The sequence below is a fragment of the Actinomadura sp. NTSP31 genome (genome assembly GCF_041951385.1).
Taxonomy (GTDB): domain Bacteria; phylum Actinomycetota; class Actinomycetes; order Streptosporangiales; family Streptosporangiaceae; genus Spirillospora; species Spirillospora napierensis.
Genome location: NZ_JBGNUT010000051.1, coordinates 14781 through 32943, shown reverse-complemented (window position 1 = coordinate 32943; position 18163 = coordinate 14781). Strand labels below are relative to the sequence as shown.

Below are 18163 nucleotides of genomic sequence, written 5' to 3'. Positions count from 1 at the left end.
CGGGGTTCGCCGGCCCGGCGTGTTGCGCGGCCCACATCCCCGGTTCCGGACGGCCGGCCGGCGAACGGCCGGCCGCCCGGGGCGGGATCAGCGGCTGTCGCTGCCCCCGGCGCCGCCGGCCTCGATCGCGGCGCGGCCCGCCTCCAGTCGCGCCACCGGTACCCGGAACGGCGAGCAGGACACGTAGTCGAGGCCGACCTCGTGGCAGAAGTGCACCGAGTCGGGGTCGCCGCCGTGCTCGCCGCAGATGCCGAGCTTGATGCCCGGCCGCGCCTTGCGGCCCTCCTCGGCGGCGATCCGGACGAGCCGCCCGACGCCCTCCCGGTCGAGGGTCTCGAACGGCGACACCCCGAAGATCCCGAGCTCCAGGTAGCGGGAGAAGAACGCCGCCTCGACGTCGTCGCGGGAGAAGCCCCACGTCGTCTGGGTGAGGTCGTTGGTGCCGAAGGAGAAGAACTCGGCGGCCTCGGCGATCTGCCCGGCGGTCAGCGCCGCCCGCGGCAGCTCGATCATGGTGCCGACCAGCGCCGGGACGTCGACGCCGGTGGACTTCGCGACCGCATCGAGAATGCCGCGCGCCTCGTCGCGGACGGCCTCCAGCTCCTGCACCGCGCCGACGAGCGGGATCATGATCTCCGGGTGCGGGTCGCCGCCGGCCGCCTTGCGGGCGGCGGCGGCCTCGGCGATCGCGCGCACCTGCATGCCGAACAGCCCCGGAATCACCAAACCGAGCCGCACGCCGCGCAGCCCCAACATAGGGTTCTGCTCGTGCAGTCGGGTGACTGCTTCGAGCAGTCTCCGGTCCTTGGGGTCCGCGCCGTCGCCGGCGAGGGCCACCCTGACCGACAGCTCGGTGAGGTCGGGGAGGAACTCGTGCAGCGGCGGGTCGATGAGCCGGATGGTGACCGGCAGCCCGTCCATCGCCTCGAAGATGCCCTCGAAGTCCTGCTTCTGCAGCGGCTCCAGGGCGTCCAGCGCCGCCTGCCGCTCCTCGTCGCCCTCGGCGAGGATCAGCTCCTCGACGAGCTGCCGCCGGTCGCCGAGGAACATGTGCTCGGTGCGGCACAGCCCGATCCCCCGCGCGCCGAACCGGCGGGCCCGCGCGGCGTCCTCGGCGTTGTCGGCGTTGGCGCGGACCGCCATCGCCGCCCGCGCGTCGGCGTGCTCCATGACGCGGTTCACCGCGACGACCAGCTCGTCGCCGTCCTCGGCGGACAGCTCGCCCTCGAAGTACCGGACGACCGGGGAGTCCTCGACCGGGACCTCGCCGAGGTAGACGTCGCCGGACGAGCCGTCGATCGAGATGACGTCGCCCTCGTTGACGGTGACGCCGCCGGGCGCGGTGAACGTCCTCGCCTTGACGTCGACGTCCAGCTCCTCGGCGCCGCACACGCAGGTCTTGCCCATGCCGCGGGCGACGACGGCGGCGTGCGAGGTCTTGCCGCCGCGGGAGGTGAGCACGCCCTTCGCGGCGACCATGCCGGACAGGTCGTCGGGGTTGGTCTCGCGGCGGACGAGGATCACGTCCTCGCCCCGGCCGGCCAGCTCGACCGCCCGCGCGGAGGTGAACACCGCCTTGCCGACGGCGGCGCCGGGCGAGGCGTTCATCCCCTTGGTGATCTTCTTGACGCCGTCGACCCTGCTCGCGAACCGGGGGAACATCAGCTGCGCGAGCTGGTCGCCGGTGACGCGGCGGGCCGCCTCGTCCACGTCGATGAGCCCCTGGTCGAGCAGCTGGCAGGCGATGCGGAACGCCGCGGCGGCGGTCCGCTTGCCGACCCGGGTCTGCAGCATCCACAGCTTCCCGCGCTCGATCGTGAACTCGATGTCGCACATGTCGCGGTAGTGGTTCTCGAGCGTCTCCATGATCTCGAGGAGCCGGTCGTAGGACGCCTTGTCGATCCGCTCCAGGTCCTTCAGCGGAACCGTGTTGCGGATGCCGGCGACGACGTCCTCGCCCTGGGCGTTCTGCAGGTAGTCGCCGTAGATGCCCTGCTGCCCGGACGCGGGGTCGCGGGTGAAGGCGACGCCCGTCCCCGAGTCCATCCCCATGTTGCCGAAGACCATCGAGCAGATGTTGACGGCGGTGCCGAGGTCGACGGGGATGCGCTCCTGGCGGCGGTACAGGATCGCCCGGTCGGCGTTCCAGGACTCGAACACCGCCTCGGTCGCCAGGTCCATCTGCTCGCGCGGGTCGGTCGGGAACTCCCGCCCGGCCTGCTCGCGGACGATCGCCTTGAAGCGCTCCACCAGCTCCTTGAAGTCGTCGGCGGCGAGGTCGGCGTCGTCGTCGGTGCCGCGGGCCCGCTTGACGTCCTCGATCGCGTCCTCGAACAGGTCGCCGTCGACGTCCAGCACCGTCTTGCCGAACATCTGGATCAGCCGGCGGTAGGAGTCCCACGCGAACCGCTCGTCGCCCGCCTGCGCGGCGAGGCCGTGCACCGACTCGTCGTTGAGGCCGACGTTCAGGACGGTCTCCATCATCCCGGGCATGCTGAACTTGGCGCCCGAGCGCACGCTGACCAGCAGCGGGTCGTCGGGCTGGCCGAGCTTCTTGCCCATCGCCTTCTCCAGGGCGGCGAGATGGGCGTTGACCTCCTCCGCCAGCCCGTCGGGCAGGGTCCCGTGCTCAAGGTAGTGCCGGCAGGCCTCCGCGGTGATCGTGAACCCGGGAGGCACGGGCAGGCCGAGGTTGGTCATCTCGGCCAGGTTGGCGCCCTTGCCGCCCAGCAGATCCTTGAGGTCCTTGTTTCCCTCGGTGAAGTCGTACACGAACTTCGGCACGGGGAGCTCCTTCTCGCTCCGGTTCCACCCAGTGGCAGTGCCGGACCCCCGCGCCGGGGAGCGCGCGCCGTCGCGTCCTCCCAGGCGGCGGGTCCGCTGCCCTGTTTGCCGGGACTGTACCCGCGCCTGACCCGGTCTCCCGGCACCCCATGCGCGGAGCATCATTTTCGCAGCTCAGAGGCCCTTTAATGGTCTATTCCAAGTGGTCTGAACCACTACCGTGAAGGCAACGACGCCCATGAGGCCGCACACCGCGCGCCCCGCGCCGGGGAAACACCCCGCGCTGCCGGCGCACCCATTGCTCTGGAGAGGGAATGATGGATCAAGGAGGTGAGGCTGTGAGGCCGAAGGTCGCCGGCGGCCGGGCGGGAGACCCGTTCGCCCCGATCGCCGATTTCGGGTTCCTGTCCGACTGCGAGACGACCGCGCTCGTCGCGCCCAGCGGGAACATCGAGTGGATGTGCCTGCCGAAGATGGACTCGCCCAGCGTGTTCGGGTCCATCCTGGACCGGGACGCCGGATACTTCCGGGTCGGCCCCGCGGGCGTGGAGGTGCCCGCCGCGCAGCGCTACATCCCCGGCACGATGGTGATGGAGACGACCTGGTGGGTGCACGGGGGCTGGCTGGTGGTCACCGACGCCCTGCTGATGGGGCCGTGGCACCACGAGACGGAACGGTCCCACACGCACCGCCGCGCCCCCACCGACTACGACGCCGACCACGTCCTGCTGCGGATGGTCCGGTGCGTGAACGGCCAGGTCCAGGTCCGGCTCGACTGCATGCCGGTGTTCGACTACGGGCAGACCCCGGCCCGCTGGGAGCACACCGGCGCCGGGTACCACGAGGCCGTCGCGCGCGGGAACGGCGTCGGACTCCGGCTCACCACCGACATGAACGTCGGGTTCGAGGGGTCGCTCGCCACGTCCCGGACGCTGCTGAAGCAGGGCGAGTCCCGGTTCGTCGCGCTGTCGTGGAGCGAGCACGCGGCGCCCTCCTCGTGGGAGGACGCGCAGGAGCGGCTCGTCTGGACCGTCCACCACTGGCAGCACTGGCTGGACCGGGGCCGCTTCCCCGACCACCCGTGGCGCAGCCACCTGCAGCGCAGCGCGCTCACCCTGAAGGGGCTGACGTTCGCGCCGTCGGGCGCGGTCGCGGCCGCGGCGACCACGTCGCTGCCGGAGACGCCGGGCGGCGACCGGAACTGGGACTACCGCTACACCTGGATCCGCGACTCCACCATGGCGCTGTGGGCCTTCTACACCCTCGGCTACGACTGGGAGGCCAACGACTTCTTCTACTTCATCACCGACGTCGCCGAGGCCGCCGAGGGCAAGCTGCAGATCATGTACGGGCTGGACGGCCGGGAGGAGCTGCCCGAGTCCACGCTCGAGCACCTGACCGGCTACGACAACGCCCGCCCCGTGCGCATCGGCAACGAGGCGTACATGCAGGCCCAGCACGACGTGTGGGGCGCGATCATCGGGTCGATCTACCTGTTCGTGCGCAAGCGCGACCGGCTCGACGACCGGCTCTGGAAGATCGTCGTCAAGCAGGTGGAGGACGCGCTCGCCAACTGGCGCACCCCCGACTGCGGCATGTGGGAGGTGCGCGGCGAACCGCAGCACTTCACCTCCTCGAAGGTGTTCTGCTGGGTCGCGGCGGACCGCGGCGCGCGGCTGGCCCGCGTCCGCGGCGACCAGGAGCGGGCGCGCCGCTGGCAGGCCGCCGCCGACGAGATCCACGCGGACGTGCTGGCGAACGCCCTGGACGACCGGGGCGTGTTCACCGCGCACTACGGCGCGGACGCGCTGGACGCGTCGGCGCTGCTGATCCCGCTGCTGGGGTTCCTGCCGGCCGACGACAAGCGGGTCCGGGAGACGGTCCTCGCCATCGCGGACGAGCTGTCGGAGGACGACCTCGTGCTGCGGTACCGGGCGACCGAGACCGACGACGGGTTCGAGTCGGAGGAGGGCACCTTCACCATCTGCTCCTTCTGGCTGGTCAGCACGCTGGTGATGATCGGTGAGCTGGACCGGGCGCGGGCGCTGTGCGAGAAGCTGCTGTCCTACGCCAGCCCGCTGCAGCTGTACGCCGAGGAGATCGACCCGCACACCGGGCGGCACCTCGGCAACTTCCCGCAGGCGTTCACCCACCTCGCGCTGATCAACGCGGTGATGCAGGTGATCAACGCGGAGGGCGAGGAGCAGCAGCCGCCGCTGGCCTGAGCCTGGCGGGCGCCGTGGCCGGAGGTCCCCGGCCACGGCGCCCGCGCGGGTCAGCCCTCGGCCGGGGTGACGCGGTCGAGCGGCGCCGGCGCGATCGCCCGATGCGCCTTCAGGTAGGAGACGAACGCCTCGTGGTCGGGCGGGTCGTTGCGGTGCGCGCCGGTGAACCCGGTGAACGCGGTGTAGCCGTCCGCGCCGATCAGCGTGTAGGCGAGCGCCGCGAGCCGGTACGTGCGGGACGTGTCGAGCGGCCTCCCGCCGATCAGCACGTTCTCCGGGTCGACCCGGTCGCCGGCCGGCCGGGACGCGTCGTAGCTGTAGCGGACGTTCTTCGAGACGGCGAACGGCGCGAACTTCGCCCCCTGCCACTGCTGTTCGAGCGCCTGATGGATCTGCTCACCGGTCACGGTGACGGTGAGGATCGGGTTGCCGTACCCGTAGGCGTTCCACGCCTCCCCGAACGTCACGCGGCCGTCCGCGTCGCCGGCGCCGGTCCCCTTCGCGTACGGCAGGTCGCGCGCGACGGCGTTGGAGCCGGTGACGGGCTTGGTGGCGACGAGCGCGAGGTCGGCGCGGCCCTCGCGGGACGTCCCGGCCGTCCAGTACTGGACGTCGGCGGCGAGGTCGCCCATCGTGCTCTCGCCGTTGCCGTTCTGCGTCCGGGTGAAGTCGCCGGTCTGCCTCGCCAGCGGCTGCGCGGCCCGCTCGCCGCCGCGCGCCGTCCAGTAGTCGGCGATCTTCTGCACCGCCGGGTCGGGCGGGACGTCGCGGGTCACCGGGTGGTTGACGGCCCTCGTCGCGCCGCGGACCACCTCTCCGCGGGCGTCCAGCCGCAGGTCGATCTCGCTGATCAGGCGGCCGTGGTTGAGCCCCTCGATGACCGGGCGGGGGTTCCCGGCCGGGTCGGCGATCGTGCAGTTGAACCCGGCGTGCCAGTGCCCGGTGAAGATCGCGTCGATGTCGGGGGACGCCTGCTTCGCGAAGTCGATGACCGGGCCCCAGGGGGCGTTGCAGCCGTTGAAGCCCGCGCCGTCCGCCGACCCGCCGTCGTGGACGTTCGCCACGATCGCCTTCACGCCGCGCCGCTTCAGCTCCTCGGCGTACCGGTTCGCCGTCTCCAGCAGCGGCAGGGAGCGCAGGTCCGGCTGGTAGGAGGTGGAGCCGGTCGGGGTGTCGGGGACGGTCAGATCGATGAACCCGACCGGGATCTTCCGGCCGCCGTCCCCGCGCACCCACTCGATGTTGTACGGCTTCAGGATCGGCCTGCCGGTCTTCGCGCCGACGATGTTGCCGGTGTAGAAGGGGAAGTCGGCGCCCTGGAATCGCTTGCCGGTGGAGTCGGTGAAGCAGCTGTCGACGTCCACCTTGCCGAAGCAGCGGCCCTTCATCATGTGGTCCTTGAGGAACCCTGCCGAGACGTCCAGCTCGTGGTTGCCGACCGCGGAGAACCGCACGCCGAGCTTGTTGAGCACCTCGATCGTCGGCTCGTCCCGGAAGGCGTCCACCTCGAACGGCCACCCGCTGAAGTTGTCGCCGACCGAGAACAGGATCGAGTTCTTCTTCCCCGCGCGCAGCCGCTCCAGATGCGCGGCGTTGTAGGCGGCGCCGCCCACCTTGAGGACGGTGCCGTCGGGCAGCTTGACCTGGCCGTTCGCTGCGTCGTCGTAGGGCTGCAGGTAGCCGTGCAGGTCGGTGAGGGACAGCAGCTGCACGTCGACCGGGCCGGGCGGCCCGGCGTGCGCGGCCGGGACCGTACCGGCCGTGAGGGCGGCGAGGGCGACCGCGCCCCCGGCCAGCCGTCGGGACATTCGGGACACGAGGCACCTTCCGCAGCGATCGGACTGATCGGCAGAAGATCACCAGCCCCGGGTGTCCGCGGAGCGAGAAGAAGATCATCCCCGGGTGAACGGCCCGCACCGATTTCCTTGATCACAACTCGGCGACGACCGCCCGGAACACGCGATTTGTGACCTTGATCCCGTACCTTCCCGCTGTGACGACACCACCGGACGCTGACGACGTCCCGGAGACCCCCGAACCGGCCCCCGCGCAGGGCTGGGCCCCACCGGACGCCCCGCTCACCGACCTGCCGCCCGCCGCGCCGGCCGCGGTGCCGCCGGCCGTCCCCTACGGGTCCGGTCCGACCCGGCGCCGGACGAACCGGTTCGCGATCGCCGCGCTGGTCACCGGTCTCCTCGGCCTCGCCGTCATCGCGATCGGCTTCGCCATCACCGCCCTCGTCCAGACGGGCCGGCGCGGCGAGAAGGGCAAAGGCCTGGCCATCGGCGCCCTCGCCGCGTCCACCGCCTGGATCATCGCCCTCACCACCGTCGCGGCCACCTTCGCGGCCCAGGGCAGTCACGGCGGCGCCGCCACCGCCGGCGGGAACGGCAAGCCACGCGTCAGCACACTGCAGGTCGGCGACTGCTTCGACGAGTTCGAAGAGGACCTCAACAGCATCTATGTGAACGTGACGTCCTGCATCGGGCCTCACGAAGGCGAGATCGGCGCCGCCATCCCGATGCCGATCCGGCCATATCCCGGCGACACGGCGCTGCTGGCGGAGGCGACGAAGCAGTGCCGGGACCATACCCAGTACCTCATGGCCAACCGGTACAGCGCTCACCTCGAACTGCACATCGACCGGCCTCGCCGGAAGGAATGGGAACACGGCGACCGCCTGGTGACCTGCGTGCTCCGCTACACCGGTAAGGAAGAACTCTCGGCGACGCTCGGTAGCGAGCACTGGGGGCCGAAGGCGTACGGCGCGCTCGCCCCGGGCGACTGCATCAAGAAATGGCGCTTCAACGCCACCATCTCCGTCGTCGCCTGCACGGAGAAGCACGAAGAAGAGGTGTACGCCGCCTTCGACCTGAGCGGCGGAGACAGCTATCCGCCCCTTCGGGCCCTGGAGGCCAAGGTGGCCAGGGGCTGCGCCGAGCAGGCGCACGAGGTCTTTGGATCGGATCCGCCGAAGCACGTACTGCCCGATGTCTCCTTTCCTTCCGAAGAGAGCTGGGGATACGGCGACCGGCTGGTCATCTGCATGTTCAAGGGCGCCGGCGGCCCCCTCCGGCATTCGGTGATGCCCGGATGAACCCTCCAGAGCAGCCGTTCGGCCACGGCGCGGGCGGAACACCGCCGCAGCCCGGGTTCGCTCTCGGTCCCGCACCTCTGCCGGTGGCGGGGACCCCGCTTCACGAGCAGCCGGCCGCCTGGCCCGTCCAGCCCGGCGAGTACGAGCCGCCGCCCGCGTACGGCGGCCCGCCGGGGCGGGGCGCCGACACGCCGATGCCGCCCGCCGCTCCCCGGCGCACGAACCGGCTGGCGATCGCCGCGCTGGTCACCGGGCTCCTCGGCCTGGTCGTCCTCGCGGTCGGGTTCGGCATCGCCGCGCTGGTACAGATCGGTCGGCGCGGCGACAAGGGCAGGGGCCTGGCCGTGGTCGGGCTCGTCGCGGCCGTGGCGTGGACCTGCGCCGGTGTGGTCGTTTACAAGACGATCCTGAGCCCGTTCCTCTCCGTGAAGCGGGACGCGGCGGGCCACATCGTCGAGGGAGGCAAGATCTTCGCGAGGGATCTGCGGATCGGAGACTGCTTCACCGGCCCGGCCCGCGAGGACGCTCGCACCGTGAGCGCCATGCCGTGCACCGTGCCGCACGACGCCGAGGCGGTCGCGGCGGTCACCCTTCCGGACAGGCCGTCCTTTCCGGGGGACGCGTGGATCAACGCGACGTCGAAGCGGTTGTGCGAGGCCCGGTACGGCGCCCTGGTCAAAAGCCGGTACCGGGAGAACCTCAAGTCCTACTTCCTCAAACCGCGACGTGACGGCTGGGACGGCGGGGCCCGGAAGGTGACGTGCGTGCTTCGCCTCACAGGAGGGAACGCACTGACCTCACCGCTCGCCACCACCGTGGAACGCGGGACGAAGCTCTACCAGGAACTGTCGGTCCGCGATTGCATCAAGGGGTCGCCGGAGAACAGCGACCTCCTCTATATCACCGCCTGCAATCTCGCGCACACTTACCAGGTGTACGGCAAAATCGACGTCGTACGGCTCTTTGTAAAACGGAAGAGCAAGGCGTATCCGGGAACCGGCCCCGTCGAAAAGCAGGTGGCCCGGTACTGCCAGAACCGCGGAACGACCGTGTTCACGGCCCACCCCACCAAGTTCCCGGTTCAGGGCGGCTACCTATACCCGCGCAAACAGCAGTGGGACGCCGGCATCAAGGTCGCGTTCTGCATCGTGAAACGCACTTCCGGTTCCCTGAACCGATCGGTGGTCCCCAAGTGAGCACGCCCGACCCTCCCCAGTCCGCCCCACCCGCCCCTCCTGTCGGAGCGCCGCCGTCCGCCGACGCGGCGGCTCCGCGGCGGACGAACCGGTTCGCGATCGTCGCGCTGGTCACCGGGCTGATCGGCCTAGTGGTGTTCGCGATCGGCTTCGCCATCGCCGCCTTCGTGCAGACCGGACGCCGCGGCGAGAAGGGCAGAGGCCTCGCCATTGGCGCCCTCGCCGCGTCCGCCGTCTGGATCATCGCCGCCGTTGTCGTCGCGTCCGTGCTGAGCACCGGAACCGGTGCCGGGACCCCGGCCGCCTCCGCGACCAAGAACGGCAAGCCGCGCGTCACGACGCTCGGCGCCGGGGCGTGCTTCTCCGACTACGAAGAGGACCACAACCGCATCTACGTCACGATCACGGGCTGCACGCTCCCCCACGAAGGTGATATCGGCGCCCAGATCACCCTTCCTGACCTGCCCTATCCTGGAGACGCCAGATTCGTCTCCCAAGCGACGAAATTGTGCAAGCAGAAAACGGACGGCCTCACCGACAACCGGTACCGCGACCACGTGGAACTGCGCGTCGACCGCCCCGGCCGGAGCGACTGGGAACACGGCGACCGCCACATCACCTGTGTCCTCCACTACACCGGCAGTGAGGAGTTGAGCGCTCCACTCGTCCACATGACCCGGGGGGTGAAGCAGGCTGGAGAGCTTGCTTTCGGCGACTGCGTCAAGACATGGAACCGCAACGCCCTGTCGCTGCTCATCGTCGACTGCGAAACGGATCACGAGATCCAGGTGTACACCTCCTATGGCCTGCTGGATGAGACCTATCCTCCACTCCGGAAGTTGCAGGAAGAGGCCTTCGAGGGATGCGATGAGCGCGCGAAGAAGGTCCTCGCATCATCCGTTCCCAAAGGCGCCGAGATCGTTTTCACCTATCCGTCCGTGGACGAATGGAACAGGGGATACCGCGTGGTCCTTTGCATGGTCGAGCGAAGCGATGTTCCGCTGCGCCACTCGCTGCTGCGCGAGTGAGGGGCCGCCGGTGACGGGGGGCCGTCACCGGCGGCGGGACGGGTCAGAGGACGGCGCCTGAGTTGTCTGGGGTTCGGCGGTTGGGGCGGGAGGTCGGGGCTGGGCGGGGTGGTGGGCCCGCGAAGCGTTCCAGGGCGATCGCCAGCGGGGTGGCGGTGAAGACGCTGGAGTAGGTGCCGACGATGATGCCCGCGAGGAGGGCGATGGCGAAGTCGGTCAGCGTGTCGCCGCCGAGGACGGCGAGGGCGGCCAGAATGAACAGGGCGCCCATGCCGGTGTTGACGGTGCGGGGGACGGTTTGGAGGGCGCCCCGGTTCGCGACCTCCGCGAAGGGGGCATGGGGCTCGGCCGTCCGCAGTTCGCGGACGCGGTCGAACACCACGACCGAGTCGTTCACCGAGTAGCCGATGACCGTGAGCAGCGCGGCGAGGAAGACGCCGTCCACCGGCTTGCCGAGCCAGGCGAACAGGCCGGTGACGATGGCGACGTCGTGCAGCATCGCGAGCACGGACCCGGCCGCGAATGTCCACCGGAACCGGAACGTCAGGTAGCCGAGCTGCACCAGGAGAGCGACGCCGAGCGCGATCATCGCCTTGGTGCGCATCTCACCGCCGAGGCTCGGGCCGATGAGTTCGTCGCGCTGCTTGGCGGCGCCGCCGCCCTGCCGTGCGAGCGCCTCCTGGATGCGCTTCTCCTGCGCGTCGGTGAGCTCGGTGGTGCGGACGGCGATGCCGTCCTTGCCGGAGGTCTGCACGGTGGCCTGCGGGAATCCGGCGCGGGCGACGGCGGCGCGGGCGTCGTCGATGTCGACGGGACGGTTCGTGGTGTACTCGACGGCCCGTCCGCCGGTGAACTCGACGCCGTAGTTCAGGCCGCGCGTGACGATTCCGGCGAGCGCGACGGCGACGGCGAGGCCGGAGATCGCGAGCCAGAGCGTGCGGCGTTTCATCAGGTCGGGACGGCGGTGGTCCAGCCATCGGCGGACCCGGCCGCCGGCGGCGAGGCCGCCCGCCCTGGATCGGCCGGTGCGGGGCAGGCGGGCCAGGGCCGCGTCGGTGAGGACGCGGCTGAGCAGCATCGCCGACACCAGCGAGGCGAGCACGCCGATGCACAGGGTGACGCCGAATCCCCTGACCGGCCCGGAGGCGAGGAAGAACAGCAGGCCGCCGGCGAGCAGCGTGGTGGCGGCGGAGTCGGCGACCGCCGACCACGCCTTGGTGAACCCGATGGCGAGCGCGTTGCGCGGGGTCCGGCCGGGGGCGGCGGCGCGTTCCTCACGGGCGCGTTCGAACGCCAGGACGTTGGCGTCGATCGCCATGCCGATCGCGAGGACGAACCCGGCCAGGCCGGGCAGGGTGAGCGTCGCGCCGGCGGCGACGAGCGCGGCGTAGGAGATCAGCGCGTAGCCGGCCAGCGCGAGGGTGGCGAGCAGGCCGACGAGCCGGTAGACCGCGACGATGAACAGGCCGGTGAGCGCGACGCCGATGACGGCGGCCCAGGCGCTGGCCCGGATCGCCTCCTCGCCGAGGGTGGGGCCGACGACGCGCTGCTCGACGATCGCCACCGGGACCGGGAGGGCACCGCCCTGCACGAGGGCGGCCAGGTCCTTCGCCTCGTCCGCGCCGAAGTTCCCGGTGATGCGGGTGGAGCCGCCGGTGATCCCGGTTCCGCAGGCGACGTCCTCGCTGACCTGCGGCGACGAGATGACCTTGCCGTCCAGGACGAACGCGACGCGGCGTTCGTCGCCGGTGGCGCAGGCGGCCTCGGCGGTCGCCTTCGCCCAGGCGGCGCCGCCGCCTCCGCGGAACTCGATGCCGACGTCCCAGCCGCCGAGCCCCTCGGGGTCGAAGGACGCGCCGGCCGAGCCGATCCCGTCGCCGGTGAGGACCGCGGGCCCGATGACGACCGGCCGGCCGCTCTCGTCCGGGACCTCCTTCTCGCCGGCGCCGGCCCGGCCGCCGGCCGCGCGGACGGGATGGGCGGTGAGCTGGGCGGTGCGGCCGAGCAGCGCCGCGGCGTGCGATGGGTCCTGCACGTCGGGCAGCTCGACGATCAGCCGGCGGTCGCCGGAGCGGGTGATGGACGCCTCGGCGACGCCGAGCGCGTCGATGCGGCGGTGCAGGACCTGGCGGGCGCGGTCGGTGGCCTCGCGGCCGGCCCGCACGGACGGCGAGTCCCGGGTCTCCAGGACGATCTGCGTCCCGCCGCGCAGGTCGAGGCCCAGCCGGGCGGGTTCGGACAGGGCGAAGTACAGCGATGCGGCGAGCACGGCGAACGCCAGGACCGCCCGCACCGCGTTGGCGCGAGTCAAGGGGGAACCTCCACACGGAGCGATGGCGCCGCCGCCTGCCGGGCGCGGCGCCGCTGGAACGGAGCGTCAGATCCGGGTGGAGGCGGGCGGGCCGCGTCCCCGCGGCGCGCCCGTGGCCGTGACGACGGGCGCGGTGAAGCCGGGAAGGGGCCGGTCAAGCCGGACGAGCGCCGGGCGGACGTCCGGTCCCGCGGCGGCGAACGCGCCCGGCGTGGCCGGGGCGGGTGCTCCGGCGTGATGCCGCGCCACCGCGGCGGCAGCATGGGCCGGCCGCGGCGAGGACGCGCGTCCGGGCTGCGAGTACTGGACGGAGCCGGGGCGCGCCGCGACGTTCGCCGCGCCACTGGACGGCGGTCCGGCGGGCGTGCCCCCGACCGGCGCGCCGGCGAGGCCGAGCAGGCCGAGCGTGAGGGCGAGCAGCCAGCGGACGGCGGCGGGCGGGCGGCGCGGTTCGCGCATGGGCCCTCCTCACCGTCCGGGGCCGCCGGGCCGGCGGCGGTGGTCCGGCCCAATCTAGGCCACTTCGCCACCGGGCGCATTGGACCGCAACAAAGTGAGAAAGCACGGAGTCCGGGCCCTGTCAACCGGACGCGGGCGCCACAGCCCGCTATCCGCCCCCGCTCCACCGGTCCTTACCAGCAGACACTGGCTGGTGTCCCAATCCGGCCAGGCCGGATTCGGCCTCCGCCCATTGCCGAGCCCGGGAAAGGCGAATTACTTTCGCGTTGCCCACCCCGAACCGGACAGAGGAGTATCCGGTGGCACGACTCAGACAGACCGCGATCATCGGGACCGCCGCGCTGGCCGTCCTCGCCGCGGGCATCGCGCCCGCCTCGGCCGCGACCACGACCATCCGCAAGGGCTCGGCCACCGCCGACGCCTACTCGGGCAACGTGCAGGCCTCGCTGCTCGGCAACGCGACCGTGTCCACCTCGATCGGCAGCGGCTCCTGCAGCCAGTCGACGATGACGGGCTCGATCAACTCCGACGGCACCGGCCTCAGCATCGCCGGCGCCGACTTCAGCAGCTGCACCGGCACCGCCTCCGTCACCATCACCCCGCAGGCCCTGCCGTGGAACGGCGGCAGCGTCGCCTACGACTCCGGCCACACGGGCAACCGGGACGCGGCCATCACGATCGCCAACTTCAGCGTCAAGGCGGTCGTGGACCTGTTCGGCGGGATCACCTGCGTGTTCGGCGGCAGCCTCACCGCCAACGGCTACAACCCCGACAACCCGAACCGGCCCGTCACGAGCAACGCCCAGGCCCAGGTCGGCGTCAACAACGCGACGGTGAACAAGCAGTCCGGCAGCAACTTCCTCTGCCCGTCCACCGCCACCGTCACCGCCACGTACCAGCTGCAGGGCGAGACCGCCGCCGGCTCCGGCACCTACGACCAGACCCTGTACGTCACGGGCTGACCCACCAGAGGGGGCGCGCTCCCGAGGAGGCTCCCGAACGACGTGCTCCCGCCCAAGGTTCGATCGCTCCCAATGAGAAACGGGCCGCCCCCACGCGAGGGGGCGGCCCGCCGCCACGTCCACGCGGCCGCGATCGCCGCGCCGGCGGCTCAGCAGCCGACGAGCTGCGCCGCCAGGAACGACTCGACCTGGCCGATCGCGATGCGCTCCTGGCTCATCGAGTCGCGCTCCCGGACGGTCACCGCGTCGTCCTCGAGGGTGTCGAAGTCGACCGTCACGCAGAACGGCGTGCCGATCTCGTCCTGCCGCCGGTAGCGGCGGCCGATCGCGCCCGCGTCGTCGAAGTCGACGTTCCAGTTGCGGCGCAGCTGGGCGGCGAGGTCGCGGGCCTTCGGCGACAGGTCGGCGTTGCGCGACAGCGGCAGCACCGCGACCTTGACCGGCGCGAGCCGCCGGTCCAGCCGCATCACGGTCCGCTTCTCCAGCTTGCCCTTGGCGTTGGGCGCCTCGTCCTCGGCGTAGGCGTCCATCATGAAGGTGAGCGTGCAGCGGTCGACGCCCGCCGCGGGCTCGATCACGTACGGGGTGAACCGGTCGCCGGACTCCTGGTCGAAGAACGACAGGTCCGCGCCGGACGCCTTGGAGTGCGTCGACAGGTCGTAGTCGGTGCGGTTGGCGATGCCCTCCAGCTCGCCCCACTCGCTGCCGACGAAGTCGAACTTGTACTCCACGTCGACGGTGCGCTTGGAGTAGTGCGACAGCTTCTCGGCCGGGTGCTCGTACAGCCGCAGATTGTCCTTGCGGATGCCGAGGTCGACGTACCACTGCAGGCGCTCGTCGATCCAGTACTGGTGCCATTCCTCGTCGCTGCCCGGCTTGACGAAGAACTCCATCTCCATCTGCTCGAACTCGCGCGTCCGGAAGATGAAGTTGCCCGGCGTGATCTCGTTGCGGAACGACTTGCCGATCTGCCCGATGCCGAACGGCACCTTGCGGCGCGCGGACTGCTGGACGTTCAGGTAGTTGATGAAGATGCCCTGCGCCGTCTCCGGCCGCAGGTAGGCCAGGCCCGACTCGTCCTCGACGGGGCCGAGGTAGGTCTTGAGCAGGCCGTTGAACATCTTCGGCTCGGTGAACGAGCCCTTCACCCCGCAGTTGGGGCAGGTGATGTCGGCGAGCCCGTTCGCGGGCCCCCGGCCGTGCTTCTCCTCGTAGGCCTCCTCCAGGTGGTCGGCCCGGAAGCGCTTGTGGCAGGACTGGCACTCGGTGAGCGGGTCGACGAACGCCTGGACGTGGCCGCTGGCCTCCCAGACCTCGCGCGCCAGGATGACGCACGAGTCCAGGCCGACGACGTCGTCGCGGCCCTGCACCATGGACTTCCACCACTGGCGCTTGACGTTGTTCTTCAGCTCGACCCCGAGCGGCCCGTAGTCCCAGGAGGCGCGGAGCCCGCCGTAGATCTCGCTCGACGGGTAGACCAGGCCCCGCCGCTTGGCGAGGTTGACGATCGTGTCCAGCACATCGGAACGGCGTGCCATGAGTCTTCTCTCCATCCGGCTGGCGGTCGGCGGGTCAGTGCGAACGCCCCGGCCGCCGCGGAACGGCGGGACGGCGGCGATGGTGATCCCCGGTGATGGTGCGCTGTGAAAGAGCCGTGAGGCGCGGTCTCCCCGGCGCCTCAGAGCATTCCCCAGCTTAGGGCACCCGGCGGGGTCACCGGACGGCACCGGCGCGGCGCGCCCGCGGTGCCGGGCGTGCCGCGCCGCGAGGCCGGTCGCGGTCGGGCCGGATCAGTAGGCGCGGCCGTCGGCGAGGCTGCTGTCGATGTTCAGGGTGACGCCGCCGTGCCGTTCCTTGTGGGCGCCCCGGTACTGCTTGACGCGGCGGTGCGGCGGCCACCAGCGGTCCGGCAGGTACCTGTCGCCGTACACGCGGGCCTTGTGGTCCCAGTTGGCGAACCAGATGCCGACGGGCTTGGCGATCCCGGCGGCCGCCCCCACGTCGCGTATTCCCGAGCTCGCGTTGCCGTAGAGGCAGGGCTTGTAGTGCTTCTTCGCGACCGTCTTCACCCAGGCGTTGACGAAGCGCATCACGGCGGCCTTGCAGGTGGGGTTGTTGCTGTTGTAGGCCTCGAGGTCGAGGTAGATGGGCTTGTCGTCCGGGATGCCGAGCGCCTTGGCGCGGGCCGCGGCGTCCGCCCCGGTCTTCCTGCCCTGGGACGCGGCGTTCTTCCTGGTGAACTTCTGCGGACGCGTGCCGCACGGCGGCTGCAGGCCGACGTACGTGGGCAGGATGCGGTACCCCATCTTGTGGACCTTCTTCACCCACGCGGCGGTGAGGTTGGGCTGCGCGCAGCCCCGCGCGGCGCCGCCGATGTAGATGTTGGTGACCTTGTAGGCCGGTCGCCACGCCTTCATCGTGGAGAGCGCCGGCGCCGTGCAGGTGTCGAAGCCCTTGCCGGACGCGTAGTCCAGCCGCTCCGGCGGCCCTGTCCGGGCGCTGCGGCGGACGGCCGCCGTCGACGACGACGCGCCCGGTTCGGCCGACGCGGCGGGCTTGGCAGGCGCCGCGGGCTTGGCAGGCGCGCCGGGCTTGGCAGGCGCGGCAGACGCGGCTGGCTTCTCGGGCTCGGCCGGCTTCGCTGAGGCGTGGGGTTTCGCAGGTGCCGGAGGCTTCGCAGGCGCAGCAGGCTTCCCGTGCGCATGGGGCTTCCCGGAACCACCGGTTCGTTTCGTGGTCAGGCGGGTGCCGCGCAGGACCCGCTGCAACTCGACCGGGTCCGTCCCGTACACGCCGGTGATGCTGACGCCGGCCTCGGGCAGGGCCAGGCTGGTCTCGTGCCCGATCGTGGGCCGGACGGTGAACGAGCCGAGCTTGTCGCCGTGCACGACCGTCCGGGACGCCGCCGCGCCGCGCAGCGGCTGGACGTGCACGGCCTCGGTGCGGCCGACGACGCGGGCCGGGCATTCCGGCTGCGGCCCGGGCCGTCCCAGGTAGACGGCGTGCAGGTCGTAGCGGACGCAGGCGGACGGGTCCAGGTCGAGGCTGATCACCCGCCAGCCCGCCGGGACGGGGACGCGCACGCCGCGGTAGGCGACCGAGCGGGGCCTGGCCTCGCCCGCCGCCCGGGCGGGCGCGCCGCCGGTCAGCGCGGCGGCCGCGTGGGCTGCGGGCCGCGCGGGGGCCGCCGCGTGGACGGCGCCGAGGCACGCGACGGCGGCCGTCCCGGTGGCCGAGCTGAGCAGGACGACAGCGGTCTGCGAGACGACACGGCGCATCACTTCTCCCCCGAACTACACCGGGCGGAGCGGCGGCCGCGCGGCCCGGCGGCATGATCGTGACCCGGCAAAGATGACCTTGAAAGGCGCCGCCGAAACCGGGCCCGGCCGCTTCTTGCCCCGGTGTTGCCCGCTCCGTTGACTTGCGGCGGATCAGCGCGGGAGGGCGGTGACGATCTCGTAGGCGCCGGGCTCGTCCACGGCCAGCGCGGCCAGCGGCATGAACTCCAGCCGCACCTCGTAGGCGCCGAGCGCGCGGCGGTAGTGGCCGGCGCCGTCCCACTCGGTGACCAGCGCCCACAGGCCGGGCTCGTCGACGGTCCGGGCGAGCCGGCCCGACCGGAATCCGGGGCTGCGCGACAGTGCCTCCAGCACCGCGGACATGCGTTCGGCGAAGCCGTCGGCGTCCGCCGCGGGCACGCGGTACCGGGTTATCGCGATCATCCGCCCATCCTCGCAGTACGTTTGGGCCCGTGGAGACACGGAGCGGACGGGACCGGCCGGCGGGCGGCGTGCGGACGGCGGTCGAGCGGTGGAGCGCGGCGCCGGTGGTGTTCCTGCACCGGCTGCCGCGCTGGGTGCTGCTCGTCGCGGTGTTCGCGCTGCTGGTGGTCGGCATGGCGGGGACGGGCTGGGTGGCGGCGGCCGGGGTGCTGGTGCTGGCGGCGGCGCTGGCCTGGTTCGCGTTCCTGAACTGGCCGGAGCTGGAGGGGCAGGGAAGGATCCTGCGGGTCGTGGCGTTGGTGGTGCTCGTCGGGTTCGCCCTGGGACGGGGCATTGGGCGGTTTTGACAACCGTTTTCATCTTCGTCCATAATCGTGAG

Annotated in this window: 13 protein-coding genes; 6 read left to right on the top strand and 7 right to left on the bottom strand. The window is 71.7% G+C overall.

Annotated features, from left to right (window positions below; all coding sequences use genetic code 11):
• Positions 1-87: 87 nt before the first annotated feature.
• Positions 88-2784, bottom strand: coding sequence for a pyruvate, phosphate dikinase (ppdK, locus tag ACA514_RS46285; RefSeq protein WP_375047901.1), 2697 nt, complete (start codon positions 2782-2784; stop codon positions 88-90).
• A gap of 338 nt (positions 2785-3122) precedes the next feature.
• On the opposite strand from ppdK, the gene ACA514_RS46280 reads away from it, so the two are divergent.
• Positions 3123-5009, top strand: a complete 1887-nt coding sequence (locus ACA514_RS46280) for a glycoside hydrolase family 15 protein (protein ID WP_375047900.1) — start codon at positions 3123-3125, stop codon at positions 5007-5009.
• Between the two features lie 50 nt (positions 5010-5059).
• Here the strand turns inward: ACA514_RS46280 and ACA514_RS46275 are convergent, their stop codons facing one another.
• Entirely contained in the window at positions 5060-6817 is a 1758-nt protein-coding gene (locus ACA514_RS46275) for a bifunctional metallophosphatase/5'-nucleotidase (protein ID WP_375047899.1), read from the bottom strand.
• Between the two features lie 185 nt (positions 6818-7002).
• On the opposite strand from ACA514_RS46275, the gene ACA514_RS46270 reads away from it, so the two are divergent.
• The 3 genes from ACA514_RS46270 (at position 7003) to ACA514_RS46260 (ending at position 10330) form a co-directional block, all read left to right on the top strand.
• Complete coding sequence (locus ACA514_RS46270) at positions 7003-8106, top strand: septum formation family protein (RefSeq protein ID WP_375047898.1); 1104 nt, start codon at positions 7003-7005, stop codon at positions 8104-8106.
• Positions 8107-8300: 194 nt separating this feature from the next.
• Entirely contained in the window at positions 8301-9302 is a 1002-nt protein-coding gene (locus ACA514_RS46265) for a septum formation family protein (protein ID WP_375047897.1), read from the top strand.
• A complete protein-coding gene (locus ACA514_RS46260) occupies positions 9299-10330 on the top strand; it encodes a septum formation family protein (protein ID WP_375047896.1) in 1032 nt (343 codons plus the stop codon). Before ACA514_RS46265 ends, ACA514_RS46260 begins: the two co-directional genes overlap by 4 nt.
• Positions 10331-10373: 43 nt before the next feature.
• On the opposite strand, the gene secF is transcribed toward ACA514_RS46260, so the two are convergent.
• Positions 10374-12641: a protein translocase subunit SecF gene (gene secF / locus ACA514_RS46255; RefSeq protein ID WP_375047895.1), complete on the bottom strand. Its 2268-nt coding sequence runs from the start codon at positions 12639-12641 to the stop codon at positions 10374-10376.
• A 66-nt stretch (positions 12642-12707) separates the two neighbouring features.
• Positions 12708-13100, bottom strand: a complete 393-nt coding sequence (locus ACA514_RS46250; RefSeq protein WP_375047894.1) for a hypothetical protein — start codon at positions 13098-13100, stop codon at positions 12708-12710.
• A gap of 299 nt (positions 13101-13399) precedes the next feature.
• Between ACA514_RS46250 and ACA514_RS46245 the strand changes: the two genes are divergently transcribed.
• Positions 13400-14062: a hypothetical protein gene (locus ACA514_RS46245; RefSeq protein ID WP_375047893.1), complete on the top strand. Its 663-nt coding sequence runs from the start codon at positions 13400-13402 to the stop codon at positions 14060-14062.
• Positions 14063-14211: 149 nt separating this feature from the next.
• Here the strand turns inward: ACA514_RS46245 and ACA514_RS46240 are convergent, their stop codons facing one another.
• The 3 genes from ACA514_RS46240 to ACA514_RS46230 all read right to left on the bottom strand — a co-directional run bounded on the left by ACA514_RS46240 (position 14212) and on the right by ACA514_RS46230 (position 17784).
• Entirely contained in the window at positions 14212-15600 is a 1389-nt protein-coding gene (locus ACA514_RS46240) for a glycine--tRNA ligase (RefSeq protein WP_375047892.1), read from the bottom strand.
• Between the two features lie 252 nt (positions 15601-15852).
• A complete protein-coding gene (locus ACA514_RS46235) occupies positions 15853-17340 on the bottom strand; it encodes a DUF1906 domain-containing protein (RefSeq protein WP_375047891.1) in 1488 nt (495 codons plus the stop codon).
• A 153-nt stretch (positions 17341-17493) separates the two neighbouring features.
• A complete protein-coding gene (locus ACA514_RS46230; protein ID WP_375047890.1) occupies positions 17494-17784 on the bottom strand; it encodes an antibiotic biosynthesis monooxygenase family protein in 291 nt (96 codons plus the stop codon).
• 29 nt (positions 17785-17813) lie between these two features.
• On the opposite strand from ACA514_RS46230, the gene ACA514_RS46225 reads away from it, so the two are divergent.
• Complete coding sequence (locus tag ACA514_RS46225; RefSeq protein WP_375047889.1) at positions 17814-18131, top strand: DUF6703 family protein; 318 nt, start codon at positions 17814-17816, stop codon at positions 18129-18131.
• Positions 18132-18163 lie beyond the last annotated feature (32 nt).